Source organism: Methylomicrobium sp. Wu6 (genome assembly GCF_035916875.1).
Classification (GTDB): Bacteria; Pseudomonadota; Gammaproteobacteria; order Methylococcales; family Methylomonadaceae; genus Methylomicrobium.
Map to the genome: position 1 here is coordinate 25,351 of NZ_JAXUHN010000089.1, position 16,672 is coordinate 42,022.

The following is a 16,672-nucleotide window of genomic DNA, read 5'->3' on the forward strand; positions in this document are numbered from 1 at the left end:
GAGTCGCCATCGCCCGAACAGCATGTCCGTGCCGGCCAAAACGTACCGCAAACGCGCTCGCCGATGCCGTCAAGACCGGAGTCAATCGGAACGGTTACTTTTCCGAGCCGGAACGGAAACACCGGCGCTACGATGATGTTTGTACGCCGCCGACTCGATACCATACTTCTGTAACTTGCCATACACAGCCCGGGTCGTCACACCCATTGCGTCGGCCACTTTTTTCACATCGCCCTGATGATGTTTTAACGCGGAATCGAGATAAGCCCTTTCCACGCGAGCCAATGCGCTCTCCCTGATGCCTTTCCAGTCGTCGCTTGCTGTCGGCCCTGAAAGCTCCAAATCCAGTTCGGTCATTTCCTTGCCGCTTGCAAACAAAATGCTGCGTTCGAGCACATTTTCCAGTTCGCGCACATTGCCCGGCCAGGCATAGGCGCGGATTTTCTGCATCACGTCGCGACTGACCGTTTCGACAGTCTTGCCGTATTTCTTACTCAGGCGCCGCACGATCAACTGCACCAGGTAAGGCAAATCTTCGGGCCGCTCGGAAAGCGGCGGGATGCGCAGGCGCACGACATTGATCCGGTAATACAGATCCTTGCGGAATACATTCTGGCTGACCAGATCTTCGAGGTCGTTATTGGTTGCGGAAATAATTCTGAGATCGACCGGCAGAATTTTCTTGCCGCCGACCCGTTCCAGTTCGCCTTCCTGCAACACACGCAGCAAGCGGATTTGCGCGGCCGCCGACAGCGAATCGACTTCGTCCAGAAACAAGGTTCCGCCTTCGGCCCGTTCGAAATAACCTTGATGCACCTCGATAGCGCCGGTAAACGCGCCTTTCTCGTGGCCGAACAAGGCGCTTTCGACCAGGCTTTCCGGAATCGCGCCGCAGTTGACCGGAATGAACGGCTTCTGCGAGCGGTCGCTCATCGCATGGATCGCTTTCGCGACCAATTCCTTGCCGACGCCGGTTTGCCCCTGAACCAACACCGTCGCGGTCGTCGGTGCTATCACCTCGATCGATTGCAGAATTTTGCGCATAGACGGCGAATTGGCGACGATCGCCGGAGGCTGGTGCATTTTGGTTGCCGGTTTGCGCTGCTTGCGCCAGAGTTGCAACATGCTTTCCTCAATGCGGGAGCATAGATCATGAATGTCCTGCATTTGCTTGACCGGCGTCGTGTCGGTGTATTCCGTGCCCGAACGGCCGCTGGCCGCATGCGGACTGGTATAAACACAAACTTCGCAGCTGCCGTGCTGACGAGCGATGCTTTTTTTGATCTCAACCTTGGCATAGCCAAAATTCCGCGCCGCGATGCCGCCGAAGACGCTCGAGGTCATCCTGCATAATCCGGGAAAGTTGACAACCTGCTCGCCGAAAGGGCAACAGGAATTGCTCACCGTAATGCAGTCCTGATTCGCCGAAACCAGCGAAAACTTACCGCCGATGCTGTTCTTCAGGCCGAGAATCAATTCGGTGTAGTTTTCGATGTCCAGCGCGTTATTGTTATGCGTGTCGTCCCGATAGGTTTCTTCAAAAAAACAGCCCGCAGTTTTGGCGATATGCTCGATCAGCTCTTCGCAATGCTTTTGGCCGAGTTGTTCGTTCGCATGCATCAGCTCCAGAATGAAGGTCTGCAAAAAAAATACTGGCGTTATACCGGATAAGGATGGACTGCTCATGATCTTGTTGTGAAATAAAATTTCTTTGATTGAAATAAAGGTTCATTGATTAGACAACGCTTGAACACTAAGTTGCTGTAATATTGGGAAAATTTTCCGCATCAATATTGGCATGATAATTGTCTATTAATTTGATATGTATTGTGTTCATCTACCTAAAATCCCCCCTCACCATCAAAGTACCATGCGCGATGATGCCCCCCCTTTAAACCCCCATCCGTTGAGCGAATATATCGCCTGGGCCGGCGTCCGCAACCGGGAACCTATCTTGGGCATTTTAAAAGAAAAATTGCCGAAAGCGCCTGGCCGCGTACTCGAACTCGGCAGCGGTAGCGGCATGCATATCAACTACTTTGCCCCGTATTTCGGACATTTGTATTTTCATCCATCCGACAAGAACGAGGAAGTTTTCGATAATATCAAAAAGCTGAGGATCGATCACGCGAACTACAATGTCGCCGATCCGGTGCATCTGGACCTGACCGACCCGCACACCTGGCTTAATCCCGGTCAAGCAAATACGTTCGATGCGATTTTTTCAATCAATATTTTTCAGGTCGCACAGTTTTCGATAGCCGACGGGATGATGGACTGCGCTTCCCAGCTTTTAACCGACGAGGGTATTTTGCTGGTTTATGGTACTTTCAAAACCGAAGGCAGTTTTTCCGCCGATTCAAACAAAGAAATTCATCACCTCTTGAGCTCTGCCGGAGTTGCGGAATGGGAACTGAAAGAAGTCGCAGACTTGAAAAATACGGCCGCAAAATACAACATGGCGCTAAAGGAACAAATTACTATGCCTGCCAATAATTTCTCGCTAATTTTTGGCAAACGCCAACCGTAAAACGGTTGAACCTAAAAAGAGCAGTTGGAGCGTTCCTTAAATGCAGATACTTGATAATTGCCGCCCCATGAAAAAATAGTCAACAGCAATAAACATCCGGCAAGTATCGCTAGAACGACTTCGGTAAGCAAAACACCTGATCTATGGACCTGATTTGGCAATCCTTCGACATACACTGGAAGGGATTCTTGTTCCCTGGCGTTTTTAACGACGGACTTCCAGTCGTTTCCGACTAAAGGAACCGTGATTTCCGTTACCAGCAGAGGAAGAGCTTCCTCTGCGCCAGGCGCGTTGGCATCGACCGGCCTGGAATGATTTGCTTGTGTGTTTGCGGGCGTGATTTCTGCCGGACGGTTACTCGATGCGTTATCGAATCGTCATAATTTCGGATTTAGTCCAAAATTTATCCGTTTGCAATACAGATTTTCTGGAGAGCCAACATGAAGCGATATCAGTTCTATTTTCCAGGGCCTTACGTCAAAAAAATCTCCTCCAAAAAACTCTTCATCGCAATCCAAGACCGCCGATCCGCATCGGCCTGATAAACAGTGCCGAAACCCGGATTATTCGCGATCGGATTCGTAAAAGCGTGCATCGTGTTGCCGTAAACATCCACCTGCCAGTCCGCGCCGGCCCTGGTCATTTCCCGTTCGAATGCGAGGACTTGCTCCGGCGGCGCCATCGGGTCGTCGTGACCGTGCAGGGCTAATACTTTTGCTTTGATTTGCGTGCCTTCGGTATTGCCCGGCGCGCCCAAAAGGCCGTGAAAACTGACCACGCCCTTGATGTCCGCGCCGGTTCGGGCGAGATCGAGCACGCACAAGCCGCCGAAGCAGAAACCGATCGCAGCGCATTTTTGGTCGTCGACCCAGGGCAGCAGTTTTACGGCGGCCAGCGCGGCGTTAATCCGTTTTTGCAGCATTGCGCGGTCGTCCATGAACGGCTGCATCAGTTTGGCGTTTTCCTCGGGCCCTGAACCCAGTATGCCTTTACCATACATGTCGAGCGCAAAACCGACATATCCTAGTTCGGCAAGCTTGATCGCCTTGTTCGCTACAAACTCGTCGCGGCCGCCCCAGGCGTGATTGATCAGCACGGCCGGCCGCCGGCCTTCTATCGCCTCATCGTAGGCGAAAAAGGCTTCCAGCAGGGTATCGCCGTCCAGGTAGTTGACGGTGTTTGAGACGATCGCCATAGCTTTCTCCTGTCGATTAACCGATTGATTTTATTTTGCCCGTTTCGAGCAAAGCATTCAAAAAGCCTTCGGAGGCTTCTTCGACCAGGTCCAGCACACGCTCGAAACCGTAGGATCCGCCGTAATAGGGGTCAGGCACTTCGCGTATGCCCAGATGAGGCGCATAAGCGAGAAAATAGTTGATTTTATACCGGTGCGGCGCAGGACATGCGGACGACAGGATCGCGTAATTATCACTGTCCATGGCCAAGATATAATCGAAATCTTCGAAATCGCCGAGCACGAATTTCCGGGCGCGCAAATGCGAAATATCGACGCCGCGTTCGCCGGCCGCCTTTTCCGCGCGCAGATCCGGCGCATTGCCGACGTGATAGGCATGGGTGCCGGCCGAGTCGATTGAGAAATGCTGCGCCAGCTTGCGTTCGTTTACGAGCTTGGTGAAAACGCCTTCCGCGGTCGGCGAACGGCAGATGTTGCCCATGCAAACGAAGAGAACCTTAATTTTTTTCATATATATCAATAAGTTATGTTTGTTTTTCGGTCAAAAAAACAGCCCTAAACAGCCTTATACGACCCTTTATGAAACAATATGTTACCTATTTATTTTGGGGCGCAAAATCGAATTATTTTGGCTATTATAAGAGACGACTAATAATGTCCCAACAATCTTTGCTTGCCATTGTTCGAGTTTTTCACGATTACCCTGATTGCGCCCCACCCATAAAAGCAACCGATACTTGTCATTTTGCGGTCTTGCCGCCAAGGACAACCGATTAAGTTAAGAGTGGCTCGAATTCGTAGTTGAGGGAAAACGCCGGCATTGTCAGCGCCATTGCGCCATCAAAGTAATGCGATAACGCGCTTGGTTAGCTTTTGCAGGGTCTTGGTCCAAGAAATCGTCCGGCCAAGACCCAATAAAGAGACACTGGCCTTAGAAGCCTGAGCGCTGTAGGAAGGGGGAGGAACTCAACTTAATAGTTTGGATAATTCGCAATCGCCAAACTGATAAAAATACTTATCAATACTGCAAGCACCGGAATGATGGGTAATGGGATTGGAATGGGACAAAGCAGCCACAATACAATCATGCAACTCAGCGCTAAAAGCATGTGTGCTGAGGTGTTATAAACGGGCGGCACTGGGGAACTGAATGTTTCGAACTTTAATCGACGTTCGAATATCCCCGCTACAAATCCCATGACGATTGGTATTCCTAACCAAATACCGAATTTTGACAGAATAATGATCCGTAATGCCAAGCTGTAAGCCTGAAGTTTCACAGACGCTGCCCAATCACCCGGAATATCGGCTATGGCTTCGCCTATATGATCGCCGCTGTTTCTAAATTTATCAGAATCATCATGACGATCTCTGAATTCATTCGCGAATGCTGCAACGACTATCAAATTCCTTTTATACAGACTAATCAGCTCTTTGTTTAATTTTTCTTTGTCTCCCAAAATATTGATGGCTGCATTGTAATCCGCCCTGATAAAAGCAGATATCTTGGTTGGACTCATTAGTGCCGGCAGCCCCAAGGGCGTAAAAAACAAGATCATGAGCCAGACAAGAAAATGTTTTCCCATTTGGTTTCATTCCAGCAAGCCAGCTAATTTTAGTTCTGTCATCGTGAATACTCTTGAAGCGCAGAGCAATTTGCTTTGTGCGCTTTCAAACGCGCCATGAGGCTGTTTGACCCAGGATAATTCTTCACTCACCGAGGATTTCATGATTTCATCCAAATAACCATCGATACTGGGATCATAAATAGTCCACAAACCACTCCGCTTGATCATAAGTGTCATTTCCAAGCATTGAACCAGCTCAGATGATACTTTCTGGATAAATGCCTGTTGTTCAGTCATGTCGTTATTGTCTTTTAATATCGACTTCTCAGCCTCCGCGAAGCCGGCATCAAGACAATTGACCAACAAGCTTTCTTTTTCCTTTCTATGGTCGGGCCAATATAGAGTCAATAAGGAGGTTAAACGTTGAGACGCCTCACGAAGATTAGGCCATCTTGCAAATAATTCTTGAGAACCAGGGTAGCGTTTTGTCGCCCTGCAGGCTTTTTTCATTTCGACGCATGCGGAATCAAGCGATATCGCCAAGGGTTTCTTTAAAGAAATTATTTCGACAGATTGGTCATGCATATTATTCAATCCTAATGAGTAATGATTGGCAGTCGTCCCTTGATGACCCTGCCGCCGGCAATTGAAGCGATGTAATGGAAATTGGGCAAATGCCCAAGAAGGTGCTGTGGAAAGAGATCATGCTCGCCAAAGGTTAAGGACTGACCACTGTTGCCCGAGTAATTGATGATGTTTTCGGCCGAATTGACCGCGCTGGACATGCTTTGTTGGACCGTTTTGATGTAGGTCTGCCCGAACGTTTCGGCAACGAATTGCTGGGTATCCCCGTCTTTGATTCGAAGCGTGATCAGGTTATTGCAGTTTCCGAGCACCTGCCTGGCTCTTGCTTCGTCACCGAGTCTGGCCACAATATCTGGCAAGGTTTGGGTGGCCATGACTACTTGAAATCCGGCGCCACGTCCTTTGTTGAGGATCTGGATAAAGGGTAGATTGACCACCTCATTGGCTTCGTCCACGAACATTGAAATTCGCCCAGGCTTCTTGCCGCTGTTGTAAATCATCCCGGCTACAGACGCGAAGTCGGCCAGTACAATTGACCCAATCGCCGATGAAACAATCGAATCGGATAATGAATCCAGGCCAACATATAAGACATGTTTGCCAGAAATGATTGTCGATGTATCGCAGATTTGCCTTTTGTCCCAAGTATCTTCTTCATCTGGCGATAGAAGCTCGCCTAAATCACCCGAGGTCAGCATGTTCAGAACCGGGATAAGCGATGCGATCATTTTTGAAAAGTGCATCCGGTTATGTTCAACGAGCGATAGCAAACCGTCGATCCCTTCCGATCCATTGGATGTGTTGCTCAATTTTGTGCGATACCACTCGATCGTCGCCAACCAATCCGGATTGGTAATCGTCTCCATTTTTCTGGCCTTGCCAGCTTTAGCTCTGATGAAAAAAGGCTCTGCGCTACCCCCTTCTATATTCCATCCTGGCTCAACCCGATTGGCATGCGATTCGATTGCTTGCACGAGTAATGCCTCTGCGCCCCCCTCGATGTAGTAACGCAATTGCTTGATCGATGGCCGCTTGCCGGTCTCAAGAAGCCCTTGTGCAACCAGGTTGAGCGTCCTGAACGCGAACGCCGTAAAGGCATCTGATCCGCCGGTTTGAGAGGGAAGTAGTGCTGCTATCCGCGAAGCTATTTCGGTTGTTCGCGTGAAATTCCGCATGGGATCGAGGCGGATTGATGACCTGGGAAATGCAGGATGAAAAAATAAAAAAGCATCACTTCTTCCGGCTCTCGCGCATTCGAGCTCCATTCGATCCCGCAATTCTTTATCGCCTTTCGGATCGATCATGATCACGGTATCGCCACGATGAATGGCCTGTGTCACCATGACTTCGTAAGCTCTCGTCTTCCCTGAGCCGGTTGTCCCAAATATGATGGTGTGTCCTTCAAGTGATTTCAGAGGAATCAAAACCTCTTTTTCTTTACCCAAATTAAGGCCATGAATCCAAGGACTCCCTGGGCTTTCTTGGTCATGGTTCATTTTTGCCCCAGACAACATGTAGTCGACGGCTCGTTGAGTATGGATAGGCATCCAATCGAATCCCCAGCCAAACCACATTCTTTCTGGTTTCACTAATGCCATGAGCTGGTCGACACTCAAAAACGTCAACATTTCACCCAGCTTTCCTCGACCTACCAAGTCAAGACCTTTAATCGCCGATTTCAAGGACATATATCCAAAACACATCCAGGGGATCATCATGGAATTTCCACCTGGAAGCATGATGTAGCCCGCAAAGGTAATAGCGGTAGCCACAAGCCAAGCCGATGCGATATAAAGCTCGTAAGGTTTTCTTATGTAAGGGTCGTAATTATTTGCCATCGAACAAATTGGTCTTTATCAAAAAGTAGCGCGAAGTCCCTTTGCCTGTCTTGGTTAGGCCGGTTTCGTTTCCGTCTACTAATTCAATCAATCCAGCGGATTTCAAGACCGATATGCAGTCATTCAGTTCGAGACTGGTATCTTTTAACCCCTTTACCATCACTTTCGTAATGCCTCCTGGCAATACTGATACATATTCTTCAGGCAAATTTTTCAATTTGTTAATTATCAAATCGACCCGGCCTGTTTTGTTGTTTTTTGATTGCTGGTTTTTTCCAGTCAAATGACCGATCTCAGATAGCGAGTTTGGCTGTGAATCCGATTGATTTTTCCTTCTGGCGTTCTTGTTTTCTTCTGGTTCGCATTTTGATTGCGATATCAAAACGCCGATTAAAGATTCAACATCTTGATCGGTAGCGATTTCCTCGCCGTCTTTATCTTTATTAGGTGATGGCTTTTGGGCATGAGCCGCATCTTCTCTTCTCGTCTGTTTCTGGTTAGCTTGTTTGTTGTTGTTGTTGTTGTTGTTGTTTTTAGATTGTGTTGCAGTCACTGCATTACTTTCAATGGCCTTATTTTTGATTGGTGCCACCAGACTTGCATCAGCAACAGACTCATAATCGTTATTCTCGCCAGACTGATAGTCGGCGGCATAATCATCATCGTACTGATTGTTGATCAATTCTTCGGGTGCGCTATCTGTTCCGTTTGAGCTAGGTTCTTCTTTTTTTATGTCTTGTACTGAAGCTTGACTTTGTTTTTCCTTTCCAAGAAGAAGTTGCTTACCGGTTTCTCCGGCTGCATCAGAATTATTTTCGGGCAACATATCTCTTTCAGTCACCCCATCATTCTTGCCAGGATTTGATTCAGTCGATGCATTTTGGCTTACATCAGATTCATGATCCTGACTATCAGTCTGCGATTCATGCATGCCTGATTCTTTTGACTTATCTGCTTTTTTCAAATGTTCCAGGTCAGTTTTAATCTCTTGCCACTCTAATTCCTCTTTTATTTTCTTTTCGTTTTCATCAACTTCTTCTTTATGCTCATGTGTGCATAATTCTTCTTCAATCGGCTTATGATGCGTCTTTACGAACAAAATCTCAGGCCTTGCTATCTTCAGGCTTTCCAAAGACCTTCTGTCTTTGCTGTCGACAACGGGCACCGAAATGTCGTACATATATCCACCTAATTGATTTCTACTCACAATTCCAGCTTCCAGCAGGATATCCGCTAACACTTCGCTTGTATTGGGAATAAAGGGGCATCTGTTTGCTCTCAGTTCATGTTGCATGTCGCCCGCAGCCAGAGGCCATACTAAAAAAACACCATCCTTCCCGTGCCAGATTCGTCCATTTTCATCGTTTGGAGTCCAGCGTTTTTTCTGCACCAGATGTCGCATGGCATCAATTAACCATGGCTCTAAATGCATTCCAGCGAGCGGTTTGCCATAACGGTCAGCATGGCTCCACTCGTCGCGCTCCATGATTTTGTATCTCACCGTGTCGAAAATATTCGCCAAAGGATTGCTGTGATCCTTTTGGTCCTGGAGTGCCGCATAAAGTGTTTTGTAGATCGCTTTTTCGCCTGTAGCGAATATATCGTTTTGTTCTTTTGTAATTGCTTTTCCTGTCATCATGTATATCGTCGATCGATCTTCCGTTTGGTTCCATCGGATGTGATAGCGCTGCAACTCATTGTTTATCAGCCATTCGTACAATAACTCGCCACCCGGCCGCCACTCGATCCCAATATCTTCGGCATACACTGAAATTTTCGATAGGGCTGTGATCGCTTCGCAAAACAATCCATTTAAAAAAGCGGCATGCGCCCAAAGCGATTCTTCTTCCTTTCTGATTTCAGGCGTTGACCTTGTCAATATCCGTCTCTCGGCATACCGGATTGAAAACAGAGATACTTCTAAGCAAAACGCAAATAGCCCACCGATTAATTTGAAGTGGTTTTTTTCAGACGCCGGCAGAAGGTGTGTCATTGCTGCCAGATGCCTGATCGGAGACATTACTTTTTTTTCAACCTCGTCTTTGTTATGCGCCCCTGCCAAACCTCTCGCCAGGATGATCTGCTTGATCATGTCCATATTTTTTTCGATCAGATGCTCGACAGGGATTACTGGGATTCCCAAAGGAAATCCTGGTAGCCTTTGCGCATATTCATCAAAAACATCTAATTTTGTTTGCTTGGCCTTTTCAATGGGCTTTTTCTCAAGATTTAACTTGCTCAGTTTGGATTCGCTTTTTCTAAAAATCGCAGCAATTTTTTTGATCATCAAAACTAACCGTGATATCTGATGTAATCGTCAATCATGCGCTGAATATCTCGACGCATCGATACGGGGTCGATAATGTTTTTAAATTCAATATCGACAGTACCATTCGTCCCGGCCGAGTCCAAATGAACAGCACCAATGCCTAATAACCTGTCCAATACACCTTGTTGAACACCTATTGTCTTGATATCACCAAAACGGATTTGTACTTGAGATTGAGCAATAATGCCCTTTTTCAGAATGATTCCATCGTCATCGATGTATAGTTTTTCAGAAAAAAAACTGTATATGAATCTCAGTCCATAAAGAATCAGTAATAGGCCTCCGACCCCCAAGAGTTCGCCAATCGCCTTTAAATTGAACCATGTTGGAATATTTTCTATGTCCAGCAACGAAAACACTAAACTCATAACCCTGTACGGATTTATGAGCAACAATACACCCACAAGGATTTGCAAATAATTTGAAACGAATCCTCTCCATGCTTGCCGAAACTCGTGATTTTTCAAGCCTGCATCGCTATTCACCTTATTCAAAGAACTGATATTTGATCCAATTTTTTTAGCGGTGAAGCCTAGCTGGCTATCAGACATCACTGTGTATTTTTCGCCCGTCTCTCGTGCGAGCAATTCACACATATCCATCGCATCGTCAAAACTCGCAAATGAATTGAGTCTCAAATTCATAGCGTTATTTCTGGCCATTTTCGGTTACCTTGTTAATTTGGGATTGAGTGTTGGGCACGCGAACCATCGTGAATCTCGATCTCGTCTCACCTTTGTTGCTCATCTGTACGCCAATGACATGAAAGGGTTTGATGTACTGCATCAGCTTCGATTCGATCTTCATCTTCCGTATCAAGTTATCCCAATACATTTGGTCGACCCCAAGCACCACCTTGGTCGCAACATTGGAAAAAAAGTCTTCAGAAAAATGCGTGGGCGATTGACTCGCGCATACCAGACCAAGACCAAATTTCCGCCCTTCTTTTGCAATGGTGTTCAGAATGTTGTTTTCATCATCTCTAAAGAACAGGTGGGCTTCATCGATAATCATGATGTCCCTAAGCAATCCCTCTTCTTCTCTTCGAACGGGACCTCTTTCAAGTGATGATGAAAAGATTTCTTGAAGCCTGAATTCGACAAACATCCTTTTTTCATCTTCGCGCAGTGCTGTGATGTCGTAGTGCCAGACTGGATTGGATGGTTCAAATGGAGGAACTTGGTTTTTGAAGATTCCGCTTGCTTTGAGATTGTCGAACCGCTCGACAACAGACTTCAGCACTTCTTTGGACTCATATTTAATGAAGTCATCCAGTTCCTTGCCGGTTTCAAGATTTTCGATGTACTCCTTATACGATTTGATGGCCTTTTGACGCAGTTCCATCGCTTTCTCAAGAAGTTCTCCATCCGGTTTTGCACCCGGCGCCGAAAGCTGTTTGGATATTTTGTAAAGCTTGGAAGTAACCTTATTGAGTTCTTCCAATGCTCTTCCCGCCTTAGTGTCGCTGCCAATGATGAGTTGTTTCAGTTTTACAAAGGCATAACGACACGCATCATCCATGGTTGGGTAGCGCTTTGGATACTTACGATCAAAGCCATCTTCCAGTACCCACGACTTGTAGTTGTCAGCAAAAAATCCATTTCCGGCATACAGGTCTGTAATCAAGTGCCGCATGACGGCTTCTTGTCTTGAGCCTATTGGACGGCATCCGTTAATCGTCGCAATGAAATCCTGCACGCGTTTCCTAACACCGCCGAAATGCCGGTCAGGACTCACTACGAATGGATTTAAACCGTATTCAGTGGATTCTGAGAATCTGACAGAAGAAGCGCCTGGTATGTCGATATCGCCATGCACGTCCATGATATGAATTCTCGGGGACGGTGAGAAACGCCGGGCTTGCTGGATAAAGCGTCGTAAAAACGTCGTTTTGCCCATGCCGGTTTTACCCATCACCAATATGTGAGCATTGACCAGACAGTCAAAATCGCAAAATACGGGTGTCGATTGATTTTTTGACAAGAGGTAATCGTCTTGTCCCAGCGAGATTTTCATAGAAGCACGATGAGTTATGCCGAATTGCAATTGGTGGTGTTCCCCTACCGACTAGTGATGCAATCCGGATTTTGGTTTTGAAAGTTAAGATTGAGAGAATCTTACGAAAAACCTTTCCTCTTCATCGGGGTGAAAGACGCAGTTTTTCGGCCTCTTTCGTTGAGCTCGTTCCTGGAACTCAATGCGCAATTCATCACCGTCTCAGACTCTGTATCCCTAAAGTGCTTGTAGTCATAAAACCGCTGATTCGCGTCTTGATCAGTTGATAACAAATGCGTGCAATCGCTTATGTTCGCCTGTCCAGTCAGTTCGGCGATTTTTTTCCGGAACTCTTCCAGGCGATCATCACCATATGCTTTCATGACATGAGGATGTAACGGATTCAGGTAAAAACTTGCATCCACCTTTTCATCGTGAAGCCACTTGACCAATTCTTCGAAATCATCAAATCGTGACTTGATCCATGGCTGGGCATTTGCTGGCTTGGCGTTGATTGGAAACTGCTTGCGAATAAACGTGGCTTGATCTTGCTTTATTTCTTGATCATAGCGATCTAAAAAGTACCGGCCAGTGTCTTCGATATCGTATCTCACCGAATGAATGCCTTTCACTTCATTGATCAGTCTGCCAAATCCATCCGATAAGCTCGATGCGAACAGGTAATCAAAAATGACGCGTTGTTTTGTTTCACCTCCCGCTTCTGGATGAAGTCTATAGGCGGGCCCATACGACTTAATATCGGTGAACGCGATCGGCTCCAAACCATAGATCACGTTTTTGATTGGCACGCCTTTGCGTTTCAATGCTTTTAATGTTGCCAGGATTTCGTCCGGCTTCGCAGCCAGGAAAGCAAGATTGTAGAAATCCCTACCAGGAAAACGCGTGTTCAGCACACCTGGGTCGACTAAACCCATAATTGATGACCCAACAATAAACGCGTCATGTTGCCGCCCCGATTTACCAACTCGCTGACCTGGTATCTCGCTGTTAATCGTTGAAACAATCGCTTCTGCAGAATCCGGATATCTTTCTTTTGCGTCACGCAATAGGTACTCAACCTTCAAATAACGCTCGTTGGTTGTTGACGACGTGTATCGACTACCCATCGAATATTCCGTCTTAAAAATCTGATACGGATTGACGATCACATTCCAGGCGGGCAAAGACCAAGCCGCAACACCGCCTGTTAATAGCGCCGCTTTCCAGAACGACTCAAAACTGCCAATAGATAAAGCTTTCATGAGAACCTGACATCCAAATACTGGTGAAAAAAAGTGCTGTGAAAAATGCTAGATTTTTCCCGTTTGCCTCAAGGATCTGTGCTTCCTTTTGAGCGTTCGCGTAAGCCATGCAAACGGTTAGTAGAATTGCGCCCTGAATCACTTCCATACCCGTGATCAGGCTCGTCTGGGCGCATGTTTGGCAAAATCCTGAAATCATGCTCGGCATTGCTATTCCGTTTCCTCCTATCATTCCTTTCCAGATAGAAAGAGCTTGCTCAATCGATTCAGCTCTAAAAACCACCCAAGCGATGGTGACTGAAATAAATGTCATTACCATAGCGAGGCTGTCCGGCAATTCAATTTTTGATGTTTGCCAAATACGATGCACGCCGATGAACATTCCGTGGAGAATCCCCCAGAGAACAAAGGTCCATGCGGCGCCATGCCACAGTCCGCCAATGGCCATGGTGATAGCGGCGGCCAGAATGCCCTTGTAAAAGCCAGTCCTGTTGCCTCCCAAGGGAATGTAGACATAGTCTCGGAGGAACCTTGATAACGTCATGTGCCACCGTTTCCAGAATTCGGCAATGCTGACTGCCTGGTAGGGGGAATTGAAGTTTTGCGGCAATAGGATTCCGAACATCAACCCAATGCCAATTGCCATGTCCGAGTAGCCAGAAAAGTCGAAATAAATTTGCAAGCCATAACCCGCGGCGGCTACCCAGGACTCGAAAAACTGCAAAACCGTATCCGCAGCAAATAGAGGGTCTACTTTTTCTGCGATACGGTCAGCTATCACACATTTCTTGAATAGCCCGGCTGCAAACAGGAACAAACCCTGCGAAAATTGTTTTCCGTTGAAGTCCACTCGGTCTTTCAACTGGGGCATGACATCGGAGTAGTGCAAAATGGGTCCGGCTATCAAGTGTGGGTAAAATGAAATGGAGAAAGCGAACCGCCTCAGGTTAAAATCTTCAACATATCCCTTGTAACAATCGACCAGATAAGCAATCACCTGGAAAGTGAAAAATGAGATCCCGAGAGGCAAAACCAAATGCATAACTGGAACATCGTTACCGGTTGCCACGTTCCAGTTTTCGATAAAGAAGTCTGAGTATTTGAAGTAGCCCAATAGCCCAACGTTGTATAGGACGCCGGCAATTAACAAATTTTTCGACTTCGTTTGAAAAATCCTTTGGCCGACATAAAAATTGGCTACTGCATTCCCGATGAGAAGTGGGACGTATCGTGTATCCCACCAGCCGTAAAAATAGACCGAGCAGATAATGACCAGCAGCTGCGCATCATGCTCTCGTTCGAGTTTCTGCAGCAACCACCAGGTTGCTATGGAAAATGGGAGGAAGAAATAGATGAATTCGGGTGAGTTGAAAAGCATGTCTGGATTTCAAATGATTGAAATCTGCATGCTACTGATTGCACAATCCTCGTATCCCACCGAAAGACCGCTTAAAAACGACTCTTTCGATTTTGGATTATGTTGTAGCTTGATCGACCTAAAAATTCTGTCCCATAATGAGACGACTCACTACTAAAGCCAAAAGATCGTATCTGAGCTCGCCGTGTCTCATTATGGGACAGTCAGTAGCTTGGCCTTTCTTTTTTAATTCTTTCTTCGATTACGATCGTTCGAAGCACGGCAAGTGATCCATGCAACTGCTTGTTATCTCGGTTCTCATAAATCAGATCACTGATTGATTCATTTGCCATCTCCAACTCCTTCAAATTCATCAGGTAGGGATTCACTGGCAAAAGGCGTGGCTCATAAATTCTCAAGACGGATTTATCTTCTATTTGAGATTGGTTTTCGTTCAGCGCCTTTGCTCTTGCAACCTCGTCTTCCGGCGAAAGGTACTTTGGGTAATACCTTTCTCTGATTCGATCAGTCACAAGGCGCCATGTATTTTCATTGAAATACTTTTGATTCTCCGGGTAGGTGAGTTTTGCGCTTTTTGAATATCTCCTATTGTTCATCCTTTGATAATCTCCATCGAACACCAGCATCTGTTCGCATTCTTTACGAATGAGCTGGTAGCTTTTGTCTCCGGAAAAAGCTGAATTATCCGCTCTTTTTTCAGCACATTCTTCGATCGACAACAATCTCAACCGATCTTGATTCGTTCGATCAACTGAGCAAGCCGACAACAAGGTCGGCAGCAAAATAACAAGGTATTTTTTCCGCATACCGCTACCCCCGGCGCCGTTTAAGTTCCAAACCAATAACCGATTCCAATTCGTGATACCTCGTACTTTTGCAAAGCGTGTCGTTGGCATGTCCCATGGTAGTTTTGACTGCCATCAGTTCATAAATTTCGATGAGCTTTGCGTTTGAGATTTCCTTCAATCTATCTGGAAGCACCTTCAGCTTGGCATTGCGCTCTTCGAGCTCTTTTTGCCCTTCCACTGGCAAACGCCCCCACGGCCCTTTCTTAGGCATTTTCATCTCAGGATAGCGCTCATCAATATAAAGCCCTTTAACAAACTCCCAGCATATTCCGTACTCATCGAGAGGATCTTTTAAATCCTGCTTAACGTATTGCGGTTGCCTTTCCAGCCTCATTTCCTGAAATTTTCGAAAATTTACGATCTGATGGCATTCGTGGTGGGCCTGAAGGTAGCCATGTTGTCCATTGATTTTTGATTCAGCCATCCGCTTCATAGCGCATTCATCGAGCTCTGCATTTTTGGCCAGCGCAAACCGCTGTGCTTGAGTACAGCCAGCTAATCCAATCGCCATCATCATTACAAAGATCAATCTGAACATGCGAGCCTCCTGGCTTGCTTAAACAAAGGTATCTGTCTGTTATGGGTTCTCTCAGAATCACTATCCCACATGCCAGGCAAGATGCAAGCAGGAATACAGACCCCCTTGGCCTTTCTTGGCACAACTAGCTTTGGATCGATTTTTAAGCAAAAACATGAAAAACTTTTTCAGTATTTCACTAAAAAAATTCACTATTCCAGATGCCTAGTGATGATTATTCCTATTATCATCACTAAGCACCAAAACCCAGACTTGAGAATTAACTCGGTGATTTTAGCTGTATGCGGACAAAGGATTTCCTCTGGAAGCCTTGTATCTTCTGGCTTGCCGGTCTATGGGTTGTTTAAAGCATGTTTGCTGCTAGCAAAATAGGTCTTTTGAAGTTTTAGATATCAAGGTCAAAAAAGAAGACAAAGGCTTCTTTCTTGCCTAGGGATGTGATGATGAAGATGTATGAGCAAGATGGCTTACGCAAATTCGGTTAATTAGTCGGTCATCGATATTCTGGCAAAAGGTCGTGATCTGCACGCCGGAACATCAAGCCAACGCCAGGGCAGGAGCGATCCTCCTGCCAAGTGACCGGTTCTGGAATGTCGAAAGTAAGAA

The 16,672-nt window shown here is 46.5% G+C and carries 15 protein-coding genes; 2 read left to right on the forward strand and 13 right to left on the reverse strand.

Annotation, left to right across the window (positions count from 1 at the left end; genetic code table 11):
• Positions 1-81 precede the first annotated feature (81 nt).
• Positions 82-1,686, reverse strand: coding sequence for a sigma 54-interacting transcriptional regulator (locus U2W12_RS15405; RefSeq protein ID WP_326501581.1), 1,605 nt, complete (start codon positions 1,684-1,686; stop codon positions 82-84).
• Between the two features lie 184 nt (positions 1,687-1,870).
• Between U2W12_RS15405 and U2W12_RS15410 the strand changes: the two genes are divergently transcribed.
• Complete coding sequence (locus tag U2W12_RS15410; protein ID WP_326501582.1) at positions 1,871-2,530, forward strand: DUF938 domain-containing protein; 660 nt, start codon at positions 1,871-1,873, stop codon at positions 2,528-2,530.
• Positions 2,531-3,002: 472 nt separating this feature from the next.
• Here the strand turns inward: U2W12_RS15410 and U2W12_RS15415 are convergent, their stop codons facing one another.
• The 12 genes from U2W12_RS15415 to U2W12_RS15470 all read right to left on the reverse strand — a co-directional run bounded on the left by U2W12_RS15415 (position 3,003) and on the right by U2W12_RS15470 (position 16,066).
• Positions 3,003-3,725, reverse strand: a complete 723-nt coding sequence (locus U2W12_RS15415) for a dienelactone hydrolase family protein (protein ID WP_326501583.1) — start codon at positions 3,723-3,725, stop codon at positions 3,003-3,005.
• Between the two features lie 16 nt (positions 3,726-3,741).
• Positions 3,742-4,236, reverse strand: a complete 495-nt coding sequence (locus U2W12_RS15420) for a low molecular weight protein-tyrosine-phosphatase (RefSeq protein ID WP_326501584.1) — start codon at positions 4,234-4,236, stop codon at positions 3,742-3,744.
• 460 nt (positions 4,237-4,696) lie between these two features.
• Positions 4,697-5,311 (reverse strand): DUF4400 domain-containing protein, encoded by a 615-nt coding sequence (locus tag U2W12_RS15425; protein WP_326501585.1) that lies wholly within the window; start codon positions 5,309-5,311, stop codon positions 4,697-4,699.
• 6 nt (positions 5,312-5,317) lie between these two features.
• Positions 5,318-5,878 (reverse strand): hypothetical protein, encoded by a 561-nt coding sequence (locus tag U2W12_RS15430; RefSeq protein ID WP_326501586.1) that lies wholly within the window; start codon positions 5,876-5,878, stop codon positions 5,318-5,320.
• 11 nt (positions 5,879-5,889) lie between these two features.
• Entirely contained in the window at positions 5,890-7,716 is a 1,827-nt protein-coding gene (gene traD / locus U2W12_RS15435) for a conjugative transfer system coupling protein TraD (protein WP_326501587.1), read from the reverse strand.
• Positions 7,706-10,003 (reverse strand): MobH family relaxase, encoded by a 2,298-nt coding sequence (mobH, locus tag U2W12_RS15440; RefSeq protein ID WP_326501588.1) that lies wholly within the window; start codon positions 10,001-10,003, stop codon positions 7,706-7,708. The genes traD and mobH overlap by 11 nt, the downstream gene beginning before the upstream one ends.
• Before the next feature lie 5 nt (positions 10,004-10,008).
• Entirely contained in the window at positions 10,009-10,707 is a 699-nt protein-coding gene (locus U2W12_RS15445; protein ID WP_326501589.1) for a PH domain-containing protein, read from the reverse strand.
• Complete coding sequence (locus U2W12_RS15450) at positions 10,694-12,061, reverse strand: ATP-binding protein (protein WP_326501590.1); 1,368 nt, start codon at positions 12,059-12,061, stop codon at positions 10,694-10,696. Before U2W12_RS15450 ends, U2W12_RS15445 begins: the two co-directional genes overlap by 14 nt.
• A 101-nt stretch (positions 12,062-12,162) precedes the next feature.
• Positions 12,163-13,302, reverse strand: a complete 1,140-nt coding sequence (locus U2W12_RS15455) for a hypothetical protein (protein WP_326501591.1) — start codon at positions 13,300-13,302, stop codon at positions 12,163-12,165.
• On the reverse strand, positions 13,274-14,680 hold the full coding sequence (locus U2W12_RS15460; RefSeq protein ID WP_326501592.1) for an MBOAT family protein: 1,407 nt from the start codon (positions 14,678-14,680) through the stop codon (positions 13,274-13,276). Before U2W12_RS15460 ends, U2W12_RS15455 begins: the two co-directional genes overlap by 29 nt.
• A 203-nt stretch (positions 14,681-14,883) precedes the next feature.
• Positions 14,884-15,486, reverse strand: a complete 603-nt coding sequence (locus U2W12_RS15465) for a hypothetical protein (protein WP_326501593.1) — start codon at positions 15,484-15,486, stop codon at positions 14,884-14,886.
• Positions 15,487-15,490: 4 nt separating this feature from the next.
• Complete coding sequence (locus U2W12_RS15470; RefSeq protein WP_326501594.1) at positions 15,491-16,066, reverse strand: hypothetical protein; 576 nt, start codon at positions 16,064-16,066, stop codon at positions 15,491-15,493.
• A gap of 81 nt (positions 16,067-16,147) precedes the next feature.
• Between U2W12_RS15470 and U2W12_RS15475 the strand changes: the two genes are divergently transcribed.
• Positions 16,148-16,438, forward strand: coding sequence for a hypothetical protein (locus tag U2W12_RS15475; protein WP_326501595.1), 291 nt, complete (start codon positions 16,148-16,150; stop codon positions 16,436-16,438).
• Positions 16,439-16,672: the final 234 nt, after the last annotated feature.

Coding starts and splice junctions, on each gene's coding strand:
- U2W12_RS15405 (WP_326501581.1), bottom strand. CDS start 1,686: ATGAGCAGTCCATCCTTATCCGGTATAACGCCAGTATTTTTTTTGCAG.
- U2W12_RS15410 (WP_326501582.1), top strand. CDS start 1,871: ATGCGCGATGATGCCCCCCCTTTAAACCCCCATCCGTTGAGCGAATAT.
- U2W12_RS15415 (WP_326501583.1), bottom strand. CDS start 3,725: ATGGCGATCGTCTCAAACACCGTCAACTACCTGGACGGCGATACCCTG.
- U2W12_RS15420 (WP_326501584.1), bottom strand. CDS start 4,236: ATGAAAAAAATTAAGGTTCTCTTCGTTTGCATGGGCAACATCTGCCGT.
- U2W12_RS15425 (WP_326501585.1), bottom strand. CDS start 5,311: ATGGGAAAACATTTTCTTGTCTGGCTCATGATCTTGTTTTTTACGCCC.
- U2W12_RS15430 (WP_326501586.1), bottom strand. CDS start 5,878: ATGCATGACCAATCTGTCGAAATAATTTCTTTAAAGAAACCCTTGGCG.
- traD (WP_326501587.1), bottom strand. CDS start 7,716: ATGGCAAATAATTACGACCCTTACATAAGAAAACCTTACGAGCTTTAT.
- mobH (WP_326501588.1), bottom strand. CDS start 10,003: ATGATCAAAAAAATTGCTGCGATTTTTAGAAAAAGCGAATCCAAACTG.
- U2W12_RS15445 (WP_326501589.1), bottom strand. CDS start 10,707: ATGGCCAGAAATAACGCTATGAATTTGAGACTCAATTCATTTGCGAGT.
- U2W12_RS15450 (WP_326501590.1), bottom strand. CDS start 12,061: ATGAAAATCTCGCTGGGACAAGACGATTACCTCTTGTCAAAAAATCAA.
- U2W12_RS15455 (WP_326501591.1), bottom strand. CDS start 13,302: ATGAAAGCTTTATCTATTGGCAGTTTTGAGTCGTTCTGGAAAGCGGCG.
- U2W12_RS15460 (WP_326501592.1), bottom strand. CDS start 14,680: ATGCTTTTCAACTCACCCGAATTCATCTATTTCTTCCTCCCATTTTCC.
- U2W12_RS15465 (WP_326501593.1), bottom strand. CDS start 15,486: ATGCGGAAAAAATACCTTGTTATTTTGCTGCCGACCTTGTTGTCGGCT.
- U2W12_RS15470 (WP_326501594.1), bottom strand. CDS start 16,066: ATGTTCAGATTGATCTTTGTAATGATGATGGCGATTGGATTAGCTGGC.
- U2W12_RS15475 (WP_326501595.1), top strand. CDS start 16,148: ATGCAAGCAGGAATACAGACCCCCTTGGCCTTTCTTGGCACAACTAGC.